The organism is Alteromonas sp. IB21 (genome assembly GCF_016405965.1).
In the GTDB taxonomy this organism is placed as follows: domain Bacteria; phylum Pseudomonadota; class Gammaproteobacteria; order Enterobacterales; family Alteromonadaceae; genus Alteromonas.
The window spans coordinates 93,067-113,991 of sequence record NZ_JAEFCD010000003.1 but is presented as its reverse complement, the minus strand read 5'-3'; the positions used below and the strand labels follow the sequence as shown (position 1 = coordinate 113,991).

The 20,925-nt window shown below is 45.1% G+C and carries 16 protein-coding genes; 7 read left to right on the top strand and 9 right to left on the bottom strand.

The genetic code is table 11. The features are described 5' to 3' along the window. Positions 1-72: 72 nt before the first annotated feature. Positions 73-849, bottom strand: a complete 777-nt coding sequence (locus tag JC525_RS03670; RefSeq protein WP_198814571.1) for a UTRA domain-containing protein — start codon at positions 847-849, stop codon at positions 73-75. Positions 850-1,024: 175 nt separating this feature from the next. On the opposite strand from JC525_RS03670, the gene hutI reads away from it, so the two are divergent. Together hutI and hutG are read left to right on the top strand one after the other, a co-directional pair. Beyond that, positions 1,025-2,284, top strand: coding sequence for an imidazolonepropionase (gene hutI, locus JC525_RS03665; RefSeq protein WP_198814651.1), 1,260 nt, complete (start codon positions 1,025-1,027; stop codon positions 2,282-2,284). Then, positions 2,277-3,245, top strand: coding sequence for a formimidoylglutamase (gene hutG, locus JC525_RS03660; protein WP_198814570.1), 969 nt, complete (start codon positions 2,277-2,279; stop codon positions 3,243-3,245). Before hutI ends, hutG begins: the two co-directional genes overlap by 8 nt. Before the next feature lie 20 nt (positions 3,246-3,265). On the opposite strand, the gene sstT is transcribed toward hutG, so the two are convergent. The 4 genes from sstT to JC525_RS03640 all read right to left on the bottom strand — a co-directional run bounded on the left by sstT (position 3,266) and on the right by JC525_RS03640 (position 11,549). Continuing rightward, on the bottom strand, positions 3,266-4,486 hold the full coding sequence (gene sstT, locus JC525_RS03655) for a serine/threonine transporter SstT (protein WP_198814569.1): 1,221 nt from the start codon (positions 4,484-4,486) through the stop codon (positions 3,266-3,268). 149 nt (positions 4,487-4,635) lie between these two features. Next, entirely contained in the window at positions 4,636-8,373 is a 3,738-nt protein-coding gene (locus JC525_RS03650) for an AAA family ATPase (RefSeq protein WP_198814568.1), read from the bottom strand. A 4-nt stretch (positions 8,374-8,377) separates the two neighbouring features. After that, on the bottom strand, positions 8,378-10,012 hold the full coding sequence (gene sbcD / locus JC525_RS03645; protein WP_198814567.1) for an exonuclease subunit SbcD: 1,635 nt from the start codon (positions 10,010-10,012) through the stop codon (positions 8,378-8,380). A 244-nt stretch (positions 10,013-10,256) separates the two neighbouring features. Then, positions 10,257-11,549, bottom strand: coding sequence for a TMEM143 family protein (locus JC525_RS03640; RefSeq protein WP_198814566.1), 1,293 nt, complete (start codon positions 11,547-11,549; stop codon positions 10,257-10,259). Between the two features lie 210 nt (positions 11,550-11,759). Between JC525_RS03640 and JC525_RS03635 the strand changes: the two genes are divergently transcribed. Then, positions 11,760-12,362 carry a YigZ family protein gene (locus JC525_RS03635; protein WP_198814650.1) on the top strand — a complete coding sequence of 201 codons (603 nt, stop codon included), beginning with the start codon at positions 11,760-11,762 and terminating at the stop codon, positions 12,360-12,362. Positions 12,363-12,526: 164 nt separating this feature from the next. Here the strand turns inward: JC525_RS03635 and JC525_RS03630 are convergent, their stop codons facing one another. Next, positions 12,527-14,473, bottom strand: coding sequence for a M1 family metallopeptidase (locus JC525_RS03630; protein WP_198814565.1), 1,947 nt, complete (start codon positions 14,471-14,473; stop codon positions 12,527-12,529). A 289-nt stretch (positions 14,474-14,762) separates the two neighbouring features. Continuing rightward, positions 14,763-15,191 (bottom strand): organic hydroperoxide resistance protein, encoded by a 429-nt coding sequence (locus tag JC525_RS03625; RefSeq protein ID WP_105930621.1) that lies wholly within the window; start codon positions 15,189-15,191, stop codon positions 14,763-14,765. Between the two features lie 137 nt (positions 15,192-15,328). Between JC525_RS03625 and JC525_RS03620 the strand changes: the two genes are divergently transcribed. The 3 genes from JC525_RS03620 to JC525_RS03610 all read left to right on the top strand — a co-directional run bounded on the left by JC525_RS03620 (position 15,329) and on the right by JC525_RS03610 (position 17,202). After that, entirely contained in the window at positions 15,329-15,778 is a 450-nt protein-coding gene (locus tag JC525_RS03620) for a MarR family winged helix-turn-helix transcriptional regulator (RefSeq protein ID WP_198814564.1), read from the top strand. Positions 15,779-16,005: 227 nt separating this feature from the next. Beyond that, positions 16,006-16,662 (top strand): PAQR family membrane homeostasis protein TrhA, encoded by a 657-nt coding sequence (gene trhA / locus JC525_RS03615; RefSeq protein ID WP_198814563.1) that lies wholly within the window; start codon positions 16,006-16,008, stop codon positions 16,660-16,662. Between the two features lie 24 nt (positions 16,663-16,686). Then, positions 16,687-17,202, top strand: coding sequence for a hypothetical protein (locus tag JC525_RS03610; protein ID WP_198814562.1), 516 nt, complete (start codon positions 16,687-16,689; stop codon positions 17,200-17,202). Positions 17,203-17,356: 154 nt separating this feature from the next. Here JC525_RS03610 and JC525_RS03605 read toward each other — a convergent pair whose 3' ends face one another. Beyond that, positions 17,357-18,265 (bottom strand): hydrogen peroxide-inducible genes activator, encoded by a 909-nt coding sequence (locus JC525_RS03605; RefSeq protein WP_105930625.1) that lies wholly within the window; start codon positions 18,263-18,265, stop codon positions 17,357-17,359. Between the two features lie 301 nt (positions 18,266-18,566). Between JC525_RS03605 and JC525_RS03600 the strand changes: the two genes are divergently transcribed. Further along, complete coding sequence (locus JC525_RS03600) at positions 18,567-19,544, top strand: universal stress protein (RefSeq protein ID WP_105930838.1); 978 nt, start codon at positions 18,567-18,569, stop codon at positions 19,542-19,544. Between the two features lie 85 nt (positions 19,545-19,629). Here the strand turns inward: JC525_RS03600 and JC525_RS03595 are convergent, their stop codons facing one another. Next, positions 19,630-20,901 carry an inorganic phosphate transporter gene (locus JC525_RS03595; protein WP_198814561.1) on the bottom strand — a complete coding sequence of 424 codons (1,272 nt, stop codon included), beginning with the start codon at positions 20,899-20,901 and terminating at the stop codon, positions 19,630-19,632. Positions 20,902-20,925: the final 24 nt, after the last annotated feature.

Genomic DNA, 20,925 nt, shown 5'->3' with positions numbered 1-20,925 from the left:
AATTTATATTTTTATTAGGAAGTATCTGTTTTAAAAAGTAGCGAGTTATTGGCGCTCGCGGCGCAGTAATACTTAAAACTCTAGGTGTCCTCCCAGACGGTATCGACTACCTGGGTGATAGAGAACGGCGTAGCTCACGACAGCACTTGATGTGTTTTTTGCGCTCGTCTTAGCCGATAGCGACTCGCCGCTGTTACTTAAATGGTTATTTACCGCATTTGGCACTCGAGAGAATGTCCGTCGTGTAATTTTAAGGCATGGTTCTTTGGGCTTGATTAATAGCGCCTGCGCAATATCTTTTTCAACAACCACCGCCTCTACACTGTTATCTGCTTGAGAAAGCGGCGCGACTTGGTTCAGATAAAAGTTTGCGGTTTGCGCTTTAAAGTCTTTATTTAAGTAATCGTCTATCCATGCGGGGTTAACCCACCTGTCCTCGTACTGAACAGGTAAGTTATTCTCGCAATGTACAATAATGCTGTGAAACACGGGAGCACCTACATCGACGGCCAAGCGCTGGGAAATGGCATCACTGGCGGGCGCGGTTTCCAATACTAAAATTTCGTTGGTATAACGGTGGCCCCGCTGCTCAATTTCATCGCGAATACTTTTAATTTCTAGCATTGAGCTCATAGGGCGACTATCCGACACAAAAGTGCCGATCCCTTGGCTACGCATCAAAATGCCTTCGTCCACCATTTCACTTAGTGCTCTTCGCGCAGTCATCCGGCTAACACTGTGTTGTTGCGCTAGCTGATTTTCCGAGGGCACCTGACTGCCTGGCTTCATGTCACCGTTTTCAATGGCATCTAAAATTGCCGCTTTAATTACCCTGTATCGAGGTTGCATATCGTGGAGTCACAACTAAATTGTTAATAGTATGCTAACAGCATACTTGTATATACAAGTACGCACAAGTACACTAACTTCAAAATTACACTACGTTCGGTAGTGACTCTGGATAGAGCTAAACAAAGAATTAGACAGAGAGTTAAGCAAAGAGCGACTTAGAGTGGATCACGTTATGGGTTATCAGTACGACACGCTTATTTACAATGTTCGCATTGCATCTATGCAAGACAACGGCTTGCCTTATGGCGAACTACCGCCACATGCTATTGCCATAACAGCCGGCAAAATTGCTGCGTTAATCCCCTGCGATGATTCACTGGGCGAAGTACTTAAGCAAGCCAATACCGTCGTAGACGCCACTACCCTAATTCCACAAAGTGAAGGAGGTAAAGCTAAACTTCCCTGGCTTTTGCCTGGTTTTATAGATTGTCATACTCATTTAGTTTACGGCGGTAACCGCGCTGAAGAATTTGAAATGCGTTTACAGGGTGCAAGCTATGTGGACATTGCACAACGAGGCGGTGGCATTAAAGGTACCGTTGAAAAAACGCGAGGCTCTGACGAACAAACTCTGCTTCACACTGCGATAAAGCGAGCAAAGCGACTGTGCGAAGAAGGTGTTACCACCATTGAAGTCAAATCAGGTTACGGGCTGGATTTAGACACTGAAGTGCGCATGTTGCGCGTGGCTAAATCCCTTGAGCAGCACCTTCCTGTGAGTATTCAAACCACCTATTTAGGCGCTCACGCCCTACCAAACGAATACGCTGAGGACCCAGACGGGTATATCAATTTTATTTGTGAAGAGGCACTTCCTCACATTGCTTCGCAAAACTTAGCTGATGCCGTTGATGTATTTTGTGAAACCATCGGTTTTTCTACTTCACAAACAGAACGTGTATTTAGCAGTGCGCAAAAGCATGGTCTGCCAATTAAAGCTCATGTAGAGCAGCTTAGCGACAGCAAAGGCGCAGTTCTAGCAGCTAAGTACGGCGCACTATCGGTAGATCATATCGAATATTTAGCTGACTGCGATATTCCTTTACTTGCACAAAGTTGCACCGTTGCCGTGCTGTTACCGGGCGCATTTTATTATTTAAGCGAAGTGCAAAAGCCGCCGGTAGGTGCCCTAAGGGCGCACAATGTGCCCATGGCCTTAGCGACTGACTTTAATCCAGGTAGTTCGCCGTTAGCCTCTATCCTTACCGCGATAAATATGGGGTGTGTGCTGTTTCAACTGACGCCAGAAGAAGCGCTACGCGGCGCTACGATGCACGCGGCGAGTGCACTCGGGCTGCACGACCGAGGTGTTATTGAAGCAGGCAAGCTTGCTGACTTAACGCTTTGGGATATCGAAACGCCCGCTGAGCTTGCCTATTGTATTAATGGCCACCGCCCTGTGGCGGTTTATAAGGAAGGTAAACATGTTTGAATGGGAAGGCAGAGTAGACAGTGAAAATGGAAATGAAGGTCTGCGCTGGCATCAAAAAGTCAGCGAAATCGAGGCAGGCGGCGAAACTGCGTTAGCCGACTTCGTTACCCTTGTTGGTTTTGAAAGTGATTTGGGTGTGGCATTTAACAAAGGCCGCGTAGGTGCAGCTGCTGGTCCAAACGCTATTCGCCATGTGCTTGCAAACTTGCCTTGGCACTGGCCAGGCAAATCATTGGCGGATTTAGGGAATGTTACCGCCCAAGATAACTTAGCCCAAGCACAAACCCAATATGCCGAAACCATCAGCTATGCCCTCAAGCAAAATGACGGATTAGTCATTGGACTGGGAGGGGGACATGAAATCGCATGGGGTAGTTATCAAGGGCTTTTCAAGGCTAAATCCCCAAATGTCCGCATTGGTATCATTAATTTCGACGCCCACTTCGACCTAAGAAAACCATCTCCAAACAGCAGTTCAGGTACGCCATTTAGGCAAGTGTACGAGCATTGTCAGCTTCACGACATACCGTTTCATTACACTTGCTTGGGCGTATCTAAAGCAGCCAATACACCGGCGCTATTTAACTTTGCTAATGCGTCTAACACCCGTTATTTAACCGATGTGGCGTTAAATGATGAGTCGCTGTGTATGCAGCGAATAGATGAACTGCTATCTCCGATGCTAAAAGACATTGATGCGCTTTATGTCACCATATGTTTAGATGCATTCCAAGCAGCACAAGCACCTGGCGTTAGCGCGCCCAGTGCGTTGGGAATTTCCCCCACGCTTGTTATCAACACACTGCACTTTTTAGCACAGCAACAAAGTACTTACGGGTATCAGTGGAGACTGTGTGACGTTGCAGAAATGAACCCCAATTATGATATTGATAGCCGCACAGCAAAACTGGCTGCACGGCTAATTTTTGAAGCGGTAGATGCAATAAGTTCGCACACTTAACATGTTTAACGCTTTTACGTTTACTTACCGTTTGCCCTTTCACACGCAGCGGCGGTAAACAGAACGTCGGTGGAGCTGTTGAGTGCTGTTTCGGCAGAGTCTTGCAGTACGCCAACAATAAAGCCCACCGCAACTACCTGCATAGCCACTTCATTAGGTATATTAAACAGGCTACAAGCAAGCGGAATAAGCAGTAGCGAACCACCTGCAACGCCTGAACTTCCGCATGCCGATACTGCTGCGATAACGCTTAACAGCACAGCGGTGGGAAAATCTACGGAAATACCTAAAGTGTTAACCGCAGCTAGCGTTAACACGGTAATTGTGATCGCAGCCCCAGCCATATTAATGGTCGCGCCTAACGGGATAGATACCGAATAGGTGTCCTCATCAAGCTTTAAGCGTTTGCATAGCGCCATGTTTACCGGAATATTCGCCGCAGAGCTACGGGTGAAAAATGCCGTAATGCCGCTTTCTTTTAAGCATTTAAACACCAGAGGGTACGGATTCTTTTTCGTTGCCAAAAATACCAACAACGGATTAGTCACAAGGGCGATAAATAGCATCGCGCCAATAAGTACCGTTAGTAAATGAGAGTAGCCAAGTAATGCTTCAAAGCCCGTTGTGGCAATGGTATTGGCTACCAAACCGAAAATACCGAAGGGCGCGAGTTTGATAACAAAACCCACTACGGTTGTTACGCTATCTGCCATATTTTGCAGCAGCGCTTTCGTTGCGTCACTAGCATGACGAAGACCTAAACCTAGACCTACAGCCCAAGTCAGAATGCCAATATAGTTTCCGTTTACTAGCGCATTTACGGGGTTATCTACCATGTTGTAAAGCAACGTGGTAAGGACTTCCGAGACCCCTTTCGGCGCAGCTTGGCTAATGTCTGAGGTGACTAAGCTTAAACTTGTGGGAAATGCAAAGCTTGCCAATACGGCGGTAAGCGCGGCCAGTAACGTGCCTATAAGGTAAAGCACAAGCACCGGTTTTATAAAAGTTTGTTCGTTTTGCTTATGGTTGGCTATGGACGCCATGACTAAAACGAAAACCAAAAGTGGCGCTATGGCTTTAAGGGCTTTTACAAATAAGTTACCCAACAGCCCTGCTGATTGGGCAGCCGATGGCGAAAAACTCGCTATCGCAATACCACATACGATACCAATGATTATTTGCAGTACCAAACTGCCATTCATGTAGCGCTGAAACAGGCTCGGGCGTGACGTTGAATCCATAAATGTTGGTCCATTATTATTTTGCTGACATTATTTTGACGACGCACCATAAAGTATTACGCCCAACAAATGAACCTGTTTAGCCTTAGTTACTCGCAAATTACCGTATGCTTGCCGTTTATAAGAATTTACATTAAAGCGGTGACTAGCTACCCCACCGCGTAAGGTTTTTCTAGTGCACTTAAGCCCACACCGTTGCGTTTAATCACTTTAAGCTGAGTAGGAATACGTTCTTTCATGGCTTCAATATGGCTGATCACACCAATCATTTTTCCACTGGCATTTAAGTTGTCTAGTGCATCAAGGGCCACATCTAAGGTTTCAGCATCCAAGGTTCCAAAGCCTTCATCTAAAAACAGTGAATCGATACTGGTTTTGTGACTGACCAGGTCAGATAACGCCAATGCCAGCGCGAGGCTCACTAAGAAACTCTCTCCGCCAGACAAGGTTTTGGTATCTCTCACTACGTCACCTTGCCAGGTGTCTAATACACTTAAACCTAACCCTTCGTTTTCTTTTCGCATTAGCTGGTAGCGACCGTGTAATTTATCAAGCTGCTGATTAGCAAGCTGCACTAAGTTGTCCAAAGTAAGCCCTTGGGCAAAACGCCTGAACTTATCGCCGCTTGCCGAACCAATTAACGAGTGCAGGTAAGTAATATCATCGTAGTAGGCTTCGAACTCGGCCATCTCGTCCACAAGCTGCTGCTGTTTTTCTCGTGCTCGGTTATTGGCGCTTAACTGCTGTTCAATTTGCCCTAAAGAAGATAATAGCGTGTCACGCTGCTGAGCTTGCTGGGTAATTTTCCTATCGAGCCACTGTGCACCGTGCTCTTCTAACTCGCTCTGCCACTGCGCTGCATTAGCATGGGCTTTTAGCGATTGTTGGGTAGCTAGCGCGTTTTCTAGTTTAAGGTCAGCCTGTTGTTTTTGCTGAGTTAATCGCTTTTGTAGTTCAAGCAAGGTGTTGCGGGTATCTTCGTCTAAAAGCGCATTGCTGAACGCTTGCTCATCGGCAAATGGACTGCTCGCCAACTGGCGGTTAAAGTGCTCTGTTGCCTCTGAAAGTGCCTGCTCTTTTTCGCGCATTTGCTCATCAAGCTGAGCAATTTCTGCTTCTAACCGAGACAACATAGTATCCGTTTGGTGCAGGCGAGATTGGCATTCACTCAGGTTTTGCTCGGCCTGTACTTGGGCGGCGCTTGCTTTACTCCGCGCTTCTGCAATATTACCTTCAGGGAATATGGTTAAACGCGAGTCTCGCAGCGCCTTTAGGCTATTATCTAGCTGCATAAGCTCTTCGGATACGCCCTTAAGCTGGTTCCCAGCACTTTCGATATCGCGATTGAGTACAAGCAAAGTGCTACCCACCTCTTGCAGCTCACTTTTAAGTTTGCCGTGCAGCTGATGATTGTGTTTATAGGTTTTAAGCGCTTCGGCTTTTTCATTTAACCACTTAGCAATACCATCAATAGGCATGTTGTGAACTTCAGCACCGTGCGCCGTCATGGTCTCTCGAAGTGTTACAATACTTTCGTTAACACCGTTAGTTTTATTCTCTAACTCTACATTGCGTTCGGTGATTTGTTTTTCCAATGTTTCGCGCTGCTGCATTGTAACTGCAAGTTCTGACTGCTTGCCTTGTAATGCCTGTTGCGCTTCATTTTTAGCCTGCAGTGCGGCGTTTAAGGCTTGCTCGCACTCTTCTATGCGGGTTAACTGGGCGCCAATGTCATCAAGCCGTTTTTTAAACTGCTCGGTAAACTGAGCAACGCTTTGCGATATATTTATGTCGACCTGTTCAAAGCTCGGTATATCAGCACTAAGTAAGCTTGAAACCTGCTGCCACGTTGCAAACAACGCTTCTCGTTGCGCAATTGCATGTTCTAGCTGCTTATTAACCTGAGTAAGGGTCAATTCAGTGTGTGTAACGCTTTCTTTTGCCTGCGCGCCTTTCTGCTCAATATCATCTAACTGCTGCTTTAAGCTATCTCGCTTTTGAATAGTTTCAGGCACATCAATGGTTACGCTAGACGTGGTGTGCTCGTTAGCCCCGCACACAGGGCACGGTTCGCCACTTTTTAGCTGAGCGCGAAGATGGGCTACTTCAGCATCTAGGGCAATAAGCGCCTCAACGTCTTTTAGACTACTGCGAGTTTGCTTGTAAGCGTCGACTAAGGCTTGTCGGTCAGATTGCTGCTGTTCTAACTGTTTCGCTAAACCTTCCTTTTGCGAACTTAGCGACACCTTGTCTTCACCGAGTGCTAAATATTGCTGTTGAACGTGTGCCGCTTGCACTAGGTTGTCCCAGTGGCGAAGCTTATTATCGCGCTCTTGCTGAAGACTCGCTTTGCTGGTAGCGCTGGCCGTACTGGAATCAGATAGCGCATCACACAACGAGGCATCAAGCGCCTTCTCGCACGTGGTAACTTGCGCGTTTTTAGCATCAAAAGTTCGCGTTAGCGTGCTCAACGTCTCATTTGTTTTTGCGATAACGTCATCAAGCGATGAAAGCGCGTGACGATCATTTTTTACGCTTTGTGTCAGTGTTTCTAATTGCTTCTGATCATGTTCAATATAGCGCGCCGTTTCACTCCAGCCGCTGATAAACTCTGCTATACCGCTCAGTGAATGGTGTTCATTTAAGTAGGCTTCCAGTTCATCGAGTTTTGTCTTGTTGTCTACCGAAGCATTTTCAATTTTTGTGCGCTTTAGTGTTAGCGCGTTTATTGAGCTCGTTAAATTCGCGACATGTTCGTTTGCTTTTTGTTGAGCGGCGGTGTTCTGCGCTATTTTGTTATCCAGCGGAACAACCTGCTCGTTTATACGCTTCTCAAGCTCACTACTTTGCTGCTTTTTATGAAGTAGCGCTTTTTCAGCTTTACTCACTTCCGAACTAAGCTGTGCTTTTTGCGTTTTTAAATCGGGAAGCTGAGCTGTCTTTTCACCAAGCTTTTCTTTGTACCGTGTTAGGTCTTGCTGCAACCCGTTTCTCTGTAAGAACGGCAGACGAAGTTTTTCAGCGGGCTCACTTTGGGTTAGAAGATTAAGTTCTTGCTTTGCCTCATTGATGGCGTTATTCGAAGCCTGCTGTGCTTCATTGGCTTCTTTAATCGCTAACTCATTGGCGTTAAACGCATGCTGCCACTGCTGCTGCTTTTGCAGTTCAGCAAGTGTTTGATTAAACGCTGCGACTTGGCTTTTGGTTTGGGCTTGCTCTTCTTCAAGCTGGGTAATTTGCTCGTCGCTTAGCAAAGTTACGCCTTCTAATTTTATCGCGAATTCTTTTTTCTTTTGTTTAGCATCGCTAAATTGCTGATGTACTACCTGTGATATCTGACCATAAATTTCGGTGCCGGTTAGCTCTTCTAAAAGTTCAGCCCGGTCGGACTCATTAGCATTTAAAAAAGCAGCAAAGTCGCCTTGCGACAACATCATAGACTTAGTAAAGCGGGCAAAATTAAGGCCGGTCAGCTTCTCTATTTCTTCACTTTTTGGTCTAACCTGAGTAGCCAATACCTTGCCGCTTTCCACTTCCGCAAGCTCAACATCGGCACTTTGCAGGTTACCGTCTACTTTTCCTCTGGCGCGGCGCATACTCCAAAACGCGCGGTACGCTTTACCCTTAATATCAAACTCAACTTCCGCCAAACACTCCGCCGTGCCGCGGGTCATGATGTCGTTGTTTGACGTTGAAATTGGCCCTAAGCGAGGGGTTTGGTGATAAAGCGCTAAGCAAATTGCATCGAGCAGCGTAGTTTTACCCGCCCCCGTTGGGCCTGTAATAGCAAACAGGCCATTGTCGATAAACGGCGATTGGGTGAAATCTATCTTCCACTCCCCTTTCAGGGCGTTTAAGTTTTTAAGGCGTAAGGTCAATATTCTCATTGTACTATTCACCTTTTCCTTTGTGATCTTGCTTATGAACCCTGTCTTGATCTTGCTCCGACTCGCCTGTGCTTGTAGGTGAGACGTCGCTTTCATTCTGAGAAGAGGCTTTATCGCTATTATACCCTGCTGTGTTTGATTTCGATGTCTCACCTAACACTTCAGCATCTTCATCATTGATATGCACCCGCTCTACCGCTTCATTGAACAGCTGCCTTATCCGGTTTATGCGTGAAAGCGTCTTCTCTGAACCGGGATCTTCAGCGACGTCGGCGCAGCTTTCATTTTCTGATACTGCATCTTCAGTTTCACGGCTCGGGTCATCGTTTATGGCCTCCAATGCCAAACGCGCTTCAAATACCTCGTTTACCGACAGTTCGCTTAGCTGCACGTTTTGCTTTTCCGTTAAGCTATTTACCGTGCGCTTACGCTTGCGTTTTAATTGCAAAATTTCAGCGTTTTTATCCTCTAATAAGCTCTGAATACGCTGCTGCAAATCAGTTAAATAGTCTTCTGTTTCAACCTCAATACACAGCCAAACGGGATCTTTAGCACTAAAAGTTTGTTCAGTTGCGCTATGGGCTTGGTCGGCTGCGCTAAGGGCTTTATCCTTTGTGCTCATAGCTTTATCGCTAGCCAAAGGCGCTGATTTGGTATTTACGTCATCATCTATTTGGGAAGCAAACCTTATGGCCTCGCTCTTATTAATGGCCTCCTCAATTGCTTTTAAGTCGCCTTTTATCACTTCCATAGCCTGGAAGCGGGGCACTGGAAGCGTTGAAATGATTGGTGTTGTACTTTCAGAATCAAACGATACTAGCACCACTTGTTTTTGCGTGTTTAATTCGTCAAAGCTTAGCGGTATAGGCGAGCCTGAATAGCGAATATGCTCTGTTTTTGCCACTTTTTGTGGCCTATGGATATGGCCTAATGCGATATAGTCAGCGGGCGGAAACCCAGTGGCATCAAAACCTTCAAGGGTGCCAATGTAAATGTCACGCACACTTTCAGACTGACTCACGCCTAAGGCGGTTAAGTGCCCTGTGGCAATGATAGGAATGGCTGCGCTATTTTCACTGCCTTCTTTCCCTTGTTCTTCTTCCAACGAAGTACGCAGGGATAAGGCCTCATTATACAGCGACGCATAGTGCTGCTTTATCGCATCGCCTAGCGCTTGGCGCTTATCGGTCGCGCTCTGCCCTGCTTCACTTATCAGAACGTCACGCGGGCGAATAAAAGGTACGGCACACAGTACCGCTCTGGGCTGTCCTTTGCGGTCATTAAGTGCGATCACTTGTTCACTTAATTCGCCATAGGTACTGGCTATCACATGGCTATTTAAGTATTTCAGTAGCGCCTTGCTTTCATTGAGCACCGACACCGAGTCGTGATTTCCCCCCAGTACCACCAATGTACACTGCTTGCTTTGTAGCTCACCGATAAACGCATGGTATAGCTCTCTGGCATAGCTAGGCGGCGTGCCCGTGTCAAACACATCGCCCGCGACAATAATCGCATCTATTTGATGCGCTACTACTTGTTGAAGAAGCCATTTGAGGAAAGCAGCATGTTCTTCTTTGCGACTTTTCGTAAAAAAACTCTGACCTAAGTGCCAGTCAGATGTATGCAATATTTTCATGTAGAAGTGAACCAGGCTTGTTACATTGGAGATAGAGGTGCGCAATCAGTGCTATGCGGCTGTTGCTATGGTGTGTAAATGAAGTTCTACACACCTTAAAGCAACTATAGAGATATTGTGGTTTTATGACAATGGTTTGCATGCATTGTGCAATACGTAAAACAAGCAGCATATGCCAATACTGTGAAGATCTGCGGGCTTAAATTTCTAACCAAAACATGGCATTCGTTCGGCAAAGCGTTTATCAAACAGGCTGATAAATATTGTCCCAGTAATCATCGAGTATCTTCACGGCATCGTTAAGCTCCCGAGCAATGAAAAAATCGCCGCTTCGTTCAACTAGCTCCATGTCCACCAATTTATCAATGGCATCGGTAACGTCGAAGTCGAGAGCACAATCGAGCTCCTCTAAAAAGTACGTTTCTATCACGCTATCAAGCGTCGCTAATGTCATTCCACCAGCAGCAACTTCATGCTCTGCTTGCGCCGCGCAAAATGCAGCATCGCCTTCGGCGGAGGCTTTGCTGCATTTAAGTAGAAAAGTGTAAGCCAACAAGGCTTCTTTGCAGTCCTCTTCTTCTGCTGCATCAATTAACGTATGAAACACGCCTGCGTTGTTATCTAAGTTTTTAAAATACAGATTGTCCGACAAGGCCTTCATAAAGCGTATCTTTCGGTTTTTAAACTTTGTCCACTCCTTGAAGATAAAGCTGCCAAATACCCCCATACCAACGCCAAAAGTAATGAGACTTTGCTTGGTCAGTTCCACCTCGTCGTCTTTAAAGCCCAGCCAAAACGCGAGAAATGACGCCATAAGTAGTAGCGACGCGCCTAATTTAGTGACTAACACAACGGTGCCGCCAATTGCAGCCGATGCACTAATAATTAACTTATCAAGCGGGCGCATTTTTACTTCGCTGTTGGGAAACAGCATTTCTAGGTCAGCTTTAGGTACGTTTTGAAAAAGCTTTACTATGGTTGAACCAGGTTTAAACGTTAATGGCTTTTGCCCTTTTTGTTTAAAGTAGGCTTCATCTTTAAAGGTGATATACACGGCTACTTTGTCGTAATTGGTAAACGACACCTGCTTTTTGCGTAAACCGAAAAATGTTCGTACTGTTTCAGTTTTTACTGACTCACCTCGTCGATAAAACACCACATTCTCAAAATCGTCGAAACTAACAGCAAGGCGTACTTTAAACAGAGATTCTTCTTTAAGTGCAGCTTCTAAGTCTTCATCTGTGACTTTTTCAAAATTAGCGGCGTTTAATAAGTTTGCAAAACCATTCGCAAATGCTTTCTGATTTTGTTTACGCACAGTTTCGCTTGAGACGTGCAGGTCACGAGTATCTTTATTCGGGTCGAAATGACTGTAACTGTTTTTCAATGTTTCCAGTTGCTCGTGGTACTGGTAATGAATACGATTCACTAACAAGGTCGAAAAAGTACGAAAGCAGGCGGACTCTTGCGCAAGCAAATTTTCACACAACGTAGCGACGTCGCACTTGCGAAAAGGGATAAATCGTTCTAACGGCATGAAGTGTTCTTATGAGTTTTTTGCTTTTTATAGGGCGCAGATAATCACTCTTGAGAAAGGAAAAAACAACCACCCTTGTCTAATTTAAGCCCAATGGATAAGCCGCGATTGCATGCTTTATCGACAAACAACGTAATTTCGTAACACATAAAACGCTCGACTTAGCTCATTAGACTTATAAAAAAAATGGTCTTCGCTTACAATGCGCTGATGACTTATCCCATTCCTGCCAAACAGGTTGAAACCCTGTACGAAATTAAAAAAAGCAAATTCATTGCTTGCGCCGGCTTTGCTAATTCTCGAGAAAGTGCCATGGCACTTTTAGACAGCGTTAAACAACAATACCCAGATGCCAGACACCATTGCTGGGCTTATGTCTTTGGGGCTCCCCACTCGCCAATTAGTGCAGCAATGGCTGATGACGGAGAGCCTAGCGGCACCGCAGGTAAACCCATATTAAATGTACTCCAGCACAAAGATATCGGCGATATTATGGTAATTGTTACGCGCTACTTTGGCGGCATAAAATTAGGGGCTGGTGGTCTTGTTAGAGCGTACTCTGCGGCGGCCCAGCAAGCTATCGATGCCCTTGAAGTACGAGAAGAATTAAAGCTTGAAACGGTTACGGTTAACATTGATTTTAAACACGAACAGTTTGTACGACATTTAGTTGAAGAGGCCCAAGGCAATATCGCAAGCTGTGATTACGCTAGCAGCGTAAATATGCAAGTTGCACTACCATTACCGGCAATAGATGGTTTTAAAAAACAGATGGCGCCAATTGCCTATTCCATTTCGCATTCAGACGATTAGATTTCAAAATAATCTTTATTCAGATCGCCCAACTGAACACTCGTTCAAAACTTCTCGCATATTTTGCGCAATAAGCGCGAAGCTTTGAAAGCGACAAAAAAAGCAGCTCCTTTGAGCTGCTTATATTTAACTGAACTATGTTTTTTGTAGCGCGATTGTATCGCTTATTCTACGTAGCCTTGATTGGCTTTCACAGTAAGTGGATGGTACCCCGGTTTCGCTTCTTCAAAGGCGCGCTTCGCAAACGCCTTGCCGTCGGGCGTTTTCGATAGCTCACGATACAGCGGCTTAACCAGCTTATTGCGCCCTATCGACACCAAGTAGCTATACAAACGCTCAAACGCAGGCTGATAGTTATTCTCTACTGCAATCATTAGCCAGCTATGGGCAATCTCATTGTTTTTAGTGGAGGTGAGTGAAAACGCTGAATCTAGCTCTGCCAGCTGCGCTTCACTGAGTGATTCAGGCATATTGTTTAAGAAGTAGAGCCACTCGTGTACCGTCCATTGTGCTGTTTTGATATCAGCAGCGTTTGTTTCACCAGACAACCAAGCACTGCGCGTCTCATCGATTTTAGTAAATGCATCAGACTCAGGATGTGGTGCGCCTTCAGGAATACCTGGCTCAAAAATCCATGTGTGAATGCGATCAGCGTCCAGCTCATTTGGATATTGTTTCAGCAAGGTATCATCTAAATAAGCAATAAAAGTGTCAGTGGTGATGCTCTTAAAGGCAAAGTCTTTGAAGTACTGCATTAAAAACGCATCAAAGTTCTCGCGCCCAATTTTTTGCTCAATTTCACGTAAGAATAGCGCGCCTTTTTCGTATGGAATATTAGAAAATACGTCGTCCGGATTACGACCGCGAAGGTCTATCGCAAGGATTTCATCATTTTCATCTAGGGCCGCAACGTCGTTCTCTAAATCTTGATAACCTAATACTGCTTCTTTTTTAAAGCGGTCATGACCATAGATCATTTCCATAATGCGGTAGGTTAAATAGGTCGTAAAACCCTCGTTTAACCACAAATCGCGCCATGTAGCGTTAGTAACCGTATTTCCAGACCAGCTGTGTGCTAGTTCATGGGCAATTAATGAAACCAAGCTTTTATCACCCGCGATAACCGTTGGCGTGATAAACGATAGTCGAGGATTCTCCATACCCCCGAACGGAAACGAAGGAGGCAAGATAAGCAGATCATAGCGATCCCACTGGTAAGGTCCGTAGTTCTCTTCTGTTACTTCGAGCATCGCTTCGGTATCTTCAAATTCTTTCGCAGCACTTTCAAGAAGTGCTGGCTCTGCATAAACACCAGTGCGCTCACCCATAGCTTTAAACTCTAAGTCACCTATTGCCAATGCAATAAGATAAGAGGGGATTGGCTGCGGCATAGTGAATTCATATTCGCCGTCACGTTCTGTGGCTGGGTCGTTCGACGCACTCATCACCGCCAACAAGGCTTCTGGTGTTTTAATGGTAGCGTCATACGTTACGCGCACCTGGGGCGAGTCTTGAAGCGGAATAAAGCTTCGTGCGTGAACCGCTTGCGCCTGTGTGAACAAAAACGGATGCTGTTTACCTGCCGTTTGAGCTGGTGTTAACCACTGCACGCCCGAAGCCTCCGGTGAAGTTGAATACGCAACCGTTACTGAGTTTGCAGCGCTCGGTAAGGTAATAGAAAGAGGCGTGCCTAAATCAGGATCAGCCTCTCCCATTTCAAAGGGAACATTCTCACCATCGACAGTCACACGTTGAATGTCTAACGCACGTGTATCTAATATCAATGTGTCGTTTTCAGGTTTTACGCGTTCAATGTCTAACGTTACGCTGCCAATAAGCTGCTTAGACTCAAAGTTTGCGGTGAGATCTAAACTTAGGTGAGTAACACGAACTTCGTTGGGGTTTGCAAACGAGTGATAGTCTACGCCAGAAGCGATGGATGCATTGGTATGTTTTTCTAAGTGGGCATTTGCTGCTTCAGCGTTTGAACCCGATTCTACCTTAGCGGCTTTATCTTCATCTGCCTTCGCTGTGTCTACACTTTTATTATCACTGCACGCAAATAAAACAGGCGCACAAATAAATGTAGCCAGCAGTCCGTATTTTTTCATATAACTTCCTAAAGGATTATTGATACGTTAATAGTGTATCAAGCCCCATTACGACTGGCGACTCAAATGCGAAGAGCGGTGTTGCACCTGCGCTATATTTCGAAAACGCTATAGTAAAAGAGCGCGATATTGCGCAAACAGCATTGCAAAGCGTGATTTGTCGATTCAATACCAGGTTGTCGTGAATGTTCTTATGTAAACTCACGCTATGTCTTTAACAAGTGACACGGTTAATGTGGATAGTTACGCCCACTTTGGCAGGCGTAACTGCTGAACCGCTGTGAATTGATTAGGCTAGATTGATATCTACTTCAATATTACCGCGTGTTGCATTTGAGTATGGACATACTTGATGCGCAGTATCGACCAAGCTTTGCGCTTGTGCTTGCTCCATATCGCCTAAATCTACCGTCAGTTTAACCGCAATAGCAAAGCCTTGTTCAATAGGACCAATTGACACATCACCTGTAACACTAATGTCGTCAGCTAACTTTATTTTTTGCGCCGCGGCCACGTGTTTCAGTGCACCAATAAAACACGCCGAATAGCCTGCAGCAAACATCTGTTCTGGGTTAGTGCCTTCTCCACCTGCGCCACCCAGCGCTTTAGGGGTAGATAACTTAAGATCTAGATTCCCGTCACTTGATTTCGCCGTACCTTCTCGGCCGCCAGTTGCGGTTGCAGTTCCGGTATAAACGACTTGTTGAAGCTTATGCATAGTTGCTCTCTTAATTATCCAGTTAATTTATTTTGCATGCAAAATAAATTAACACCTAACCAACTTGCGGATCAAGTGTTTTGTATGCAAAATATTAGCCTTAGTAAAAAGGCAACATCGTTAAAGGTTATAGCGTTATGTCAGAATTATTGAAGTTGGAAAATCAGCTTTGTCATCGGTTTTATACGCTATCGAACGCGTTTACTCGCGCTTACCGGCCACTTCTTAAAGCGCTCGATATCACCTACCCGCAATATGTAACCTTGATGGCCTTGTGGGAAACTGACAACGTTACTATTGCCGAGCTTCTTGATAAGACCGCCATCGATGGTGGCGCTATGTCGCTAATACTTAAAAAGTTAGAAGACAAAGGCTTTTTAATGATTACCAAAGATAAAACCGACAAGCGAGTTAAGCGCGTACAGCTCACAAAGGCGGGAGAAGAAAAGAAAGCCCTAGCCGAAGACGTCCCCGCTCAGATGCTTTGCAAGCTGGACGGTATGACTACTGAAGAAAGCCGCACATTACGTGATCTTCTCGATAAATTAGGCGGCTGTTTTGAGAACGCAGAGCGTAAGTCGGTGTAGAGAGTGTAACTAGTTTGTCATCACAAGACCTGTCAATATCTGTTATTATTTAACTTCAGCGAACATGTGTGCGCTGTAAGTACGTCAATACTATACTCTCACCTGCAAGAGCTCTCACCTGCAAGAGCTCTCACCTGCACGTGCTCTCATCTGCACATGTTATGGGGTGTTACAGAAAACACTAGGTGGAGAGGTTCGCATATTTTTAAAGTAAAAAAGGAGCTGAGATGACACAAGAAGAAACACAGACAAAAAGTATCCCAGCAAAAGCTTATTCTGTTCTGGAAGAATGGATAAACAGCATTACCCACGGACTTGGGCTTATTGCGGCAGTTATCGGTTTAGTGTTCATGGTGTATCGCGCCGACAATCCTCTTGCGTTAACTACAGCCGTAATTTACGGGTCTACATTAATTTTAATGTTTCTAAGTTCAACCCTCTATCACGCTATCTCACATGACAAAGCAAAGGGCTGGCTAAAGCTATTCGACCACAGTGCAATATATTTACTGATAGCGGGTACTTACACACCTTTACTGCTTGTTTCGATTGGTGGCGCGTTAGGTATTACCATGACCGCTGTTATTTGGTGCTTGGCAATTGGTGGGGTCGCTTTTAAATTGGTGGCGCAACATCGCTTTCCTAAAGTCTCGGTCATGACCTATTTATTGATGGGATGGATAGCGCTAGGTCTTATTTATCCGCTATACCTTGCTCTTCCTGGTGCGGGCCTCTGGCTATTGATAGCAGGAGGTTTGTGTTTTAGCTTAGGCGTGTGCTTTTATGTGGCGAAAAAGGTAAAGTACACACATGCAATTTGGCACCTGTTCGTTATAGGCGGATGCAGCTGCCATTATTTTTCTATTTATTATTTTGTATTTTGATAACAGGCCCTTAGAAGCGCAGATATGCAAGCATTTGATACGAAAGATGACAGTCCCAAAACTTCACCTAAGATTGCATGGTTTTCTTTGCGTGCAGGGAAAATATGCCTGGGCAAAAAACCTGTAGAAAATGACTTTAAACAACTCAAATCACTTGGCGTTACCCATATTGCTACGGTGCAAACCAGTGAAGAAAACGCCCCTATTATTCGCGATAATTCTACAGCTGCGGGCATAGACTGGCTATGGGTACCCTTCATGCATCCGTCATCTGAGTCTCCGACTGAAGATGTACATCTTCATCAATATCTTCACGAGCTATCTCAAATGCTAAGCGAGGGAGCAAAAATATATTTGCACTGCGACGGCTCTCAACACCGCTGTAGTCTTTTGTTTTATGCACTCTGTCATTACTGCCGTATTCCATCAAATAGTGCTTACAGCGCACTCCATAGCTTCGGCGCAAGCGCAGCGAACAACCTGCTAAGGTCAGAGCTTTCCTGGGCTGCAGAATTGGGGCATGTAGCTCCGAAAATGTAACTCTTTCCTTGCTAAGTCGCTTTTTTAGTAAAGATTCAAAGTAAAACGTCTGCATTTCAGGCAACGGCTCTCTCAAGTGACAAACAAAAAAGCGGCTGCCATGTTTCGGGTCAACCGCTTTTAATCAGGCTAAGAAACCGTCTAAATATCTTTGCTATTTCAACGTTGGAATAGGCAAAAGTGGCGAAATAATTTCACCGATACGGCGAAATAGCTGCATTCGGGTTGTGCCAGAACGCCATACCAACCCAATCTCTCTAAAACCTTGGTCTTCTGCTGGAAAGCTTTTCAAGCCGGTATGCTCAAGAATAGACTGATTAATGGCAAGTTCTGGCAAAAAGGTATAGCCCATTTTACTGTTTGCCAACTGAACCAGCGTATGCAGACTACTTGCGGCAACACTACTTATTTGATCACTGTGCTGAAGATTACATGCACTCACCGCATGGCCTGTCATACAATGCTCTTGTTGAAGCAAAAATATACTTTTTTTAGGTAGGCCTGAAATATCAACAGGATTTGGCAGCTGCGCCGCCATGTCTTTGTGCGCTATCAAATGAAAAGGGTCATGACCCAACACCATCTGCTTACACCCCGGTGTCTCCATAGGAAGCGCTAAGATTAACAAATCCAGTCTTCCGTCAGTTAGCTGCTGAAGTAACTTCTCTGTGGTGTCTTCCTGCATCTCTAAATTAATATCGGGAAGAAAGGCAGAAAATGCTCCCATCATGCCTTCGAAAAGAAAAGGAGCAATAGTGGGAATGACACCAAGCTTCAGGGTTCCTCGCTGCCAGTTCCCTGCGTTTTGAGCGTACTCTACCAACTCTCCTGCTTCCTGCAGTAACACCTTACTGCGTTCAACAATGTCTAAACCTAAAGATGTAAACACAAAGGTCTTATGCTCACGTTCCAGTAACTGGCTTCCAAAATGCTCTTCTAAGTTTTGAATGGCCGTACTCAACGTTGATTGGCTAACATTACAACGCTGGGCTGCGCGGTGAAAATGCTGTTCCTGATAAAGCGTTACCAAATAGTGTAGGTGCTTTAGATTTGGCCATTTCATCGGCTTCTCTCTATTCTTTAAAGGGATTAAAAGATAATGAATTAATCTAACATAAAGATTACAAACAGCCTAGACGTCCGCAATATTTATGTTTGGGGTTCGCGCTTTGTTGTTGCAATAAAACCATATCCAGCCCCAATGATTAAGAAGGTTTTAAGAAATCTTTATCTCTTCTCTGGAAAGCATGAATAAGTAGCGTTAGGATTAAAAAAGAGTAACCTTCGCAACATATTCTTTAACAGCTGCGTAGACGCACTCTCGTCATTTTTCAGCCATAGCGCGAGTACCTATTGAGGGCAATATGAAAGGACATTATAAGAATATTTTATGTGTATTGAGCGACGCTCATCGACAGGATGATACTGTGGCACAGGCACTTCATATCGCCAAAGCACATCAGGCCTCGCTCACGATAATGCTCTCTTTAGAGGCCTTGCCGCCAAATGCCAGTATGGTAATGGAGTCGTTTTCATACATCGATTCTCAACAGTCTATGGAAACGCAAGCTAAACATTGGCTTAAAGAGCAAGCTGAAAATTGGGGTGAACAATATGATGTTTCTACCGCAGTAACAGTAGGTCAGCCTTTAATTGATGTTGTGCACTATGTTATTCGTAATGATATCGACTTAGTTATAAAAAGAGCTGAAGAAAGTTTTCTAGATAAGCTATTTGGCAGTCTCGATATGCGGCTTTTTCGTAAATGCCCCTGCCCTGTCTGGATAATAAATCACAAGCCTCGTAGCCAATATAAAAACGTAGTAGCGGCGCTTGATTTAAACTATCACTATCCAACTCATGAGGTTTCCATCAGGCGAGACCTGAATAGAGATATACTGCAACATGCCGCGCAAATAGCATTACTCGAATTTGCTCAACTGCATATTGTCCACGTGTTCGATGCTGTGCCAGAAAACATTGCAAGGGACGGATTTATTACCGTAGACAACGACAGAATGGAAACGGACCTTGCCAAAATACATTCTGAACGAGAAGAAGAGCTAGAGAGATTACTAACAGAATTGTCAAACGAGCTGGATGAGAATGTTTGGGAGTATTTAAACCCTCAAAAACATATAGTACATGGCTATCCAAGAAGGGAGATCGCCGCTACCACTACGTCACTTGATACAGACATCATTGTAATGGGAACGGTAGCGAGACTGGGCGTTCCTGGGTATATCATGGGCAGTACAGCTGAAGAAACCATCCACCAGTTAAAATGTGCAGTGGTAGGTGTTAAACCGAGAGGCTTCGAGAGCCCCATATCGGCAGAGTAACGTAAACGTTGACCTGTGAAAAAACAAAAAGCCGCATCAATATGCGGCTTTTTTGATACCAATTAATAGGCAGCCTACTTTGCGATTAGGCCACGCCGAAGGAGGCTTTCAGAATAAAGAAGAAAATAATTGAAAGGATTGCGCCAGCAGGCAAAGTAACAATCCATGACACAACGATATTTCTTACAATCCCTAGGTTAAGCGCCGATACACCGCGAGCTAGACCCACACCTAATACCGCTCCAACAAGCGTTTGGGTGGTTGAAATAGGCAGGCCTGTACCCGATGCAATAACTACCGTACATGCTGCTGCCAATTCTGCGGCAAAACCACGGCTAGGTGTTAAATGAGTAATACCTTGGCCAATCGTTTTTATAACCCGATGGCCAAATAGTGCTAGACCCGCAACAATACCCAAGCCACCAAGGGGCAGGATCCACGGTGCAAGCGTTGTACTTGAATTAATTTCACCGCCACTGGTTACTACACTCACCACAGCAGCTAGAGGGCCAATTGCATTCGCCACGTCATTCGAACCGTGGGCAAACGCCATACAACAGGCGGTAACTACCATGAGAAGTGCAAATACTTTCTCTACGTTTGCTGCCTGCAAGTCTGCATCTTCAGAGCCGCTGAACTTCATACGTCCGATAAACCATTTGCCCAAAAACCCTAGTGCTACAGCAATCCCTACTGCCAATAGATAACCGTTGACTGCACTTAGCTCTAAACCAACGTGTTTAAGGCCTTTTTTAATAGTAACCAGCGACATGACAAAGCCAGCTAATGCCATGTAGAAGGGTACGTAACGTTTAGCATTCGCAAACGGAGAAGCAGTTTGGAAGATGAGCTTGTGAGCACTCATAAAAATAAGATAGGCAATGACGCCTGATATAGCAGGTGTGACTACCCAACTACCTACAATGCCACCCACTTTATCCCATGACACTGCATCCATACTGACGCCAGTTGCAGTAAAGCCGATGATGGCACCAATGATGGAGTGCGTTGTAGATACAGGCCAACCTAACCATGACGCTACCGCTAGCCAGATTCCAGCTGCAAGTAGAGACGAGATCATACCTAATACAAGGTATTCGGGTATGTCTATAAAATAGGTAGAGTCGATAATCCCTTTTCGAATGGTAGACGTTACTTCGCCACCTGCTAGGTAGGCGCCAGCAAACTCAAATATCATTGCAATGATAATGGCTTGTTTAATTGTTAAAGCTTTAGAACCTACTGACGTACCCATTGCGTTGGCAACGTCGTTTGCTCCAATACCCCATGCCATGACGAAACCAACGCCGGCGGCAAGGATTATAAGAATGAGGCCATAACTTTCAAAAAATTCCACGGATAATCGCTCCCGATCTAAACG

Bases quoted from the DNA above. Each gene is read 5' to 3' on its own strand.
- JC525_RS03625 (WP_105930621.1), bottom strand. From the start codon at position 15,191: ATGCATAAGCTTCAACAAGTCGTTTATACCGGAACTGCAACCGCAACT.
- JC525_RS03600 (WP_105930838.1), top strand. From the start codon at position 18,567: ATGAAAGGACATTATAAGAATATTTTATGTGTATTGAGCGACGCTCAT.
- JC525_RS03635 (WP_198814650.1), top strand. From the start codon at position 11,760: ATGACTTATCCCATTCCTGCCAAACAGGTTGAAACCCTGTACGAAATT.
- JC525_RS03630 (WP_198814565.1), bottom strand. From the start codon at position 14,473: ATGAAAAAATACGGACTGCTGGCTACATTTATTTGTGCGCCTGTTTTA.
- hutI (WP_198814651.1), top strand. From the start codon at position 1,025: ATGGGTTATCAGTACGACACGCTTATTTACAATGTTCGCATTGCATCT.
- JC525_RS03670 (WP_198814571.1), bottom strand. From the start codon at position 849: ATGCAACCTCGATACAGGGTAATTAAAGCGGCAATTTTAGATGCCATT.
- JC525_RS03610 (WP_198814562.1), top strand. From the start codon at position 16,687: ATGCAAGCATTTGATACGAAAGATGACAGTCCCAAAACTTCACCTAAG.
- JC525_RS03650 (WP_198814568.1), bottom strand. From the start codon at position 8,373: ATGAGAATATTGACCTTACGCCTTAAAAACTTAAACGCCCTGAAAGGG.
- JC525_RS03640 (WP_198814566.1), bottom strand. From the start codon at position 11,549: ATGCCGTTAGAACGATTTATCCCTTTTCGCAAGTGCGACGTCGCTACG.
- sstT (WP_198814569.1), bottom strand. From the start codon at position 4,486: ATGGATTCAACGTCACGCCCGAGCCTGTTTCAGCGCTACATGAATGGC.
- JC525_RS03605 (WP_105930625.1), bottom strand. From the start codon at position 18,265: ATGAAATGGCCAAATCTAAAGCACCTACACTATTTGGTAACGCTTTAT.
- sbcD (WP_198814567.1), bottom strand. From the start codon at position 10,012: ATGAAAATATTGCATACATCTGACTGGCACTTAGGTCAGAGTTTTTTT.
- trhA (WP_198814563.1), top strand. From the start codon at position 16,006: ATGACACAAGAAGAAACACAGACAAAAAGTATCCCAGCAAAAGCTTAT.
- JC525_RS03620 (WP_198814564.1), top strand. From the start codon at position 15,329: ATGTCAGAATTATTGAAGTTGGAAAATCAGCTTTGTCATCGGTTTTAT.
- hutG (WP_198814570.1), top strand. From the start codon at position 2,277: ATGTTTGAATGGGAAGGCAGAGTAGACAGTGAAAATGGAAATGAAGGT.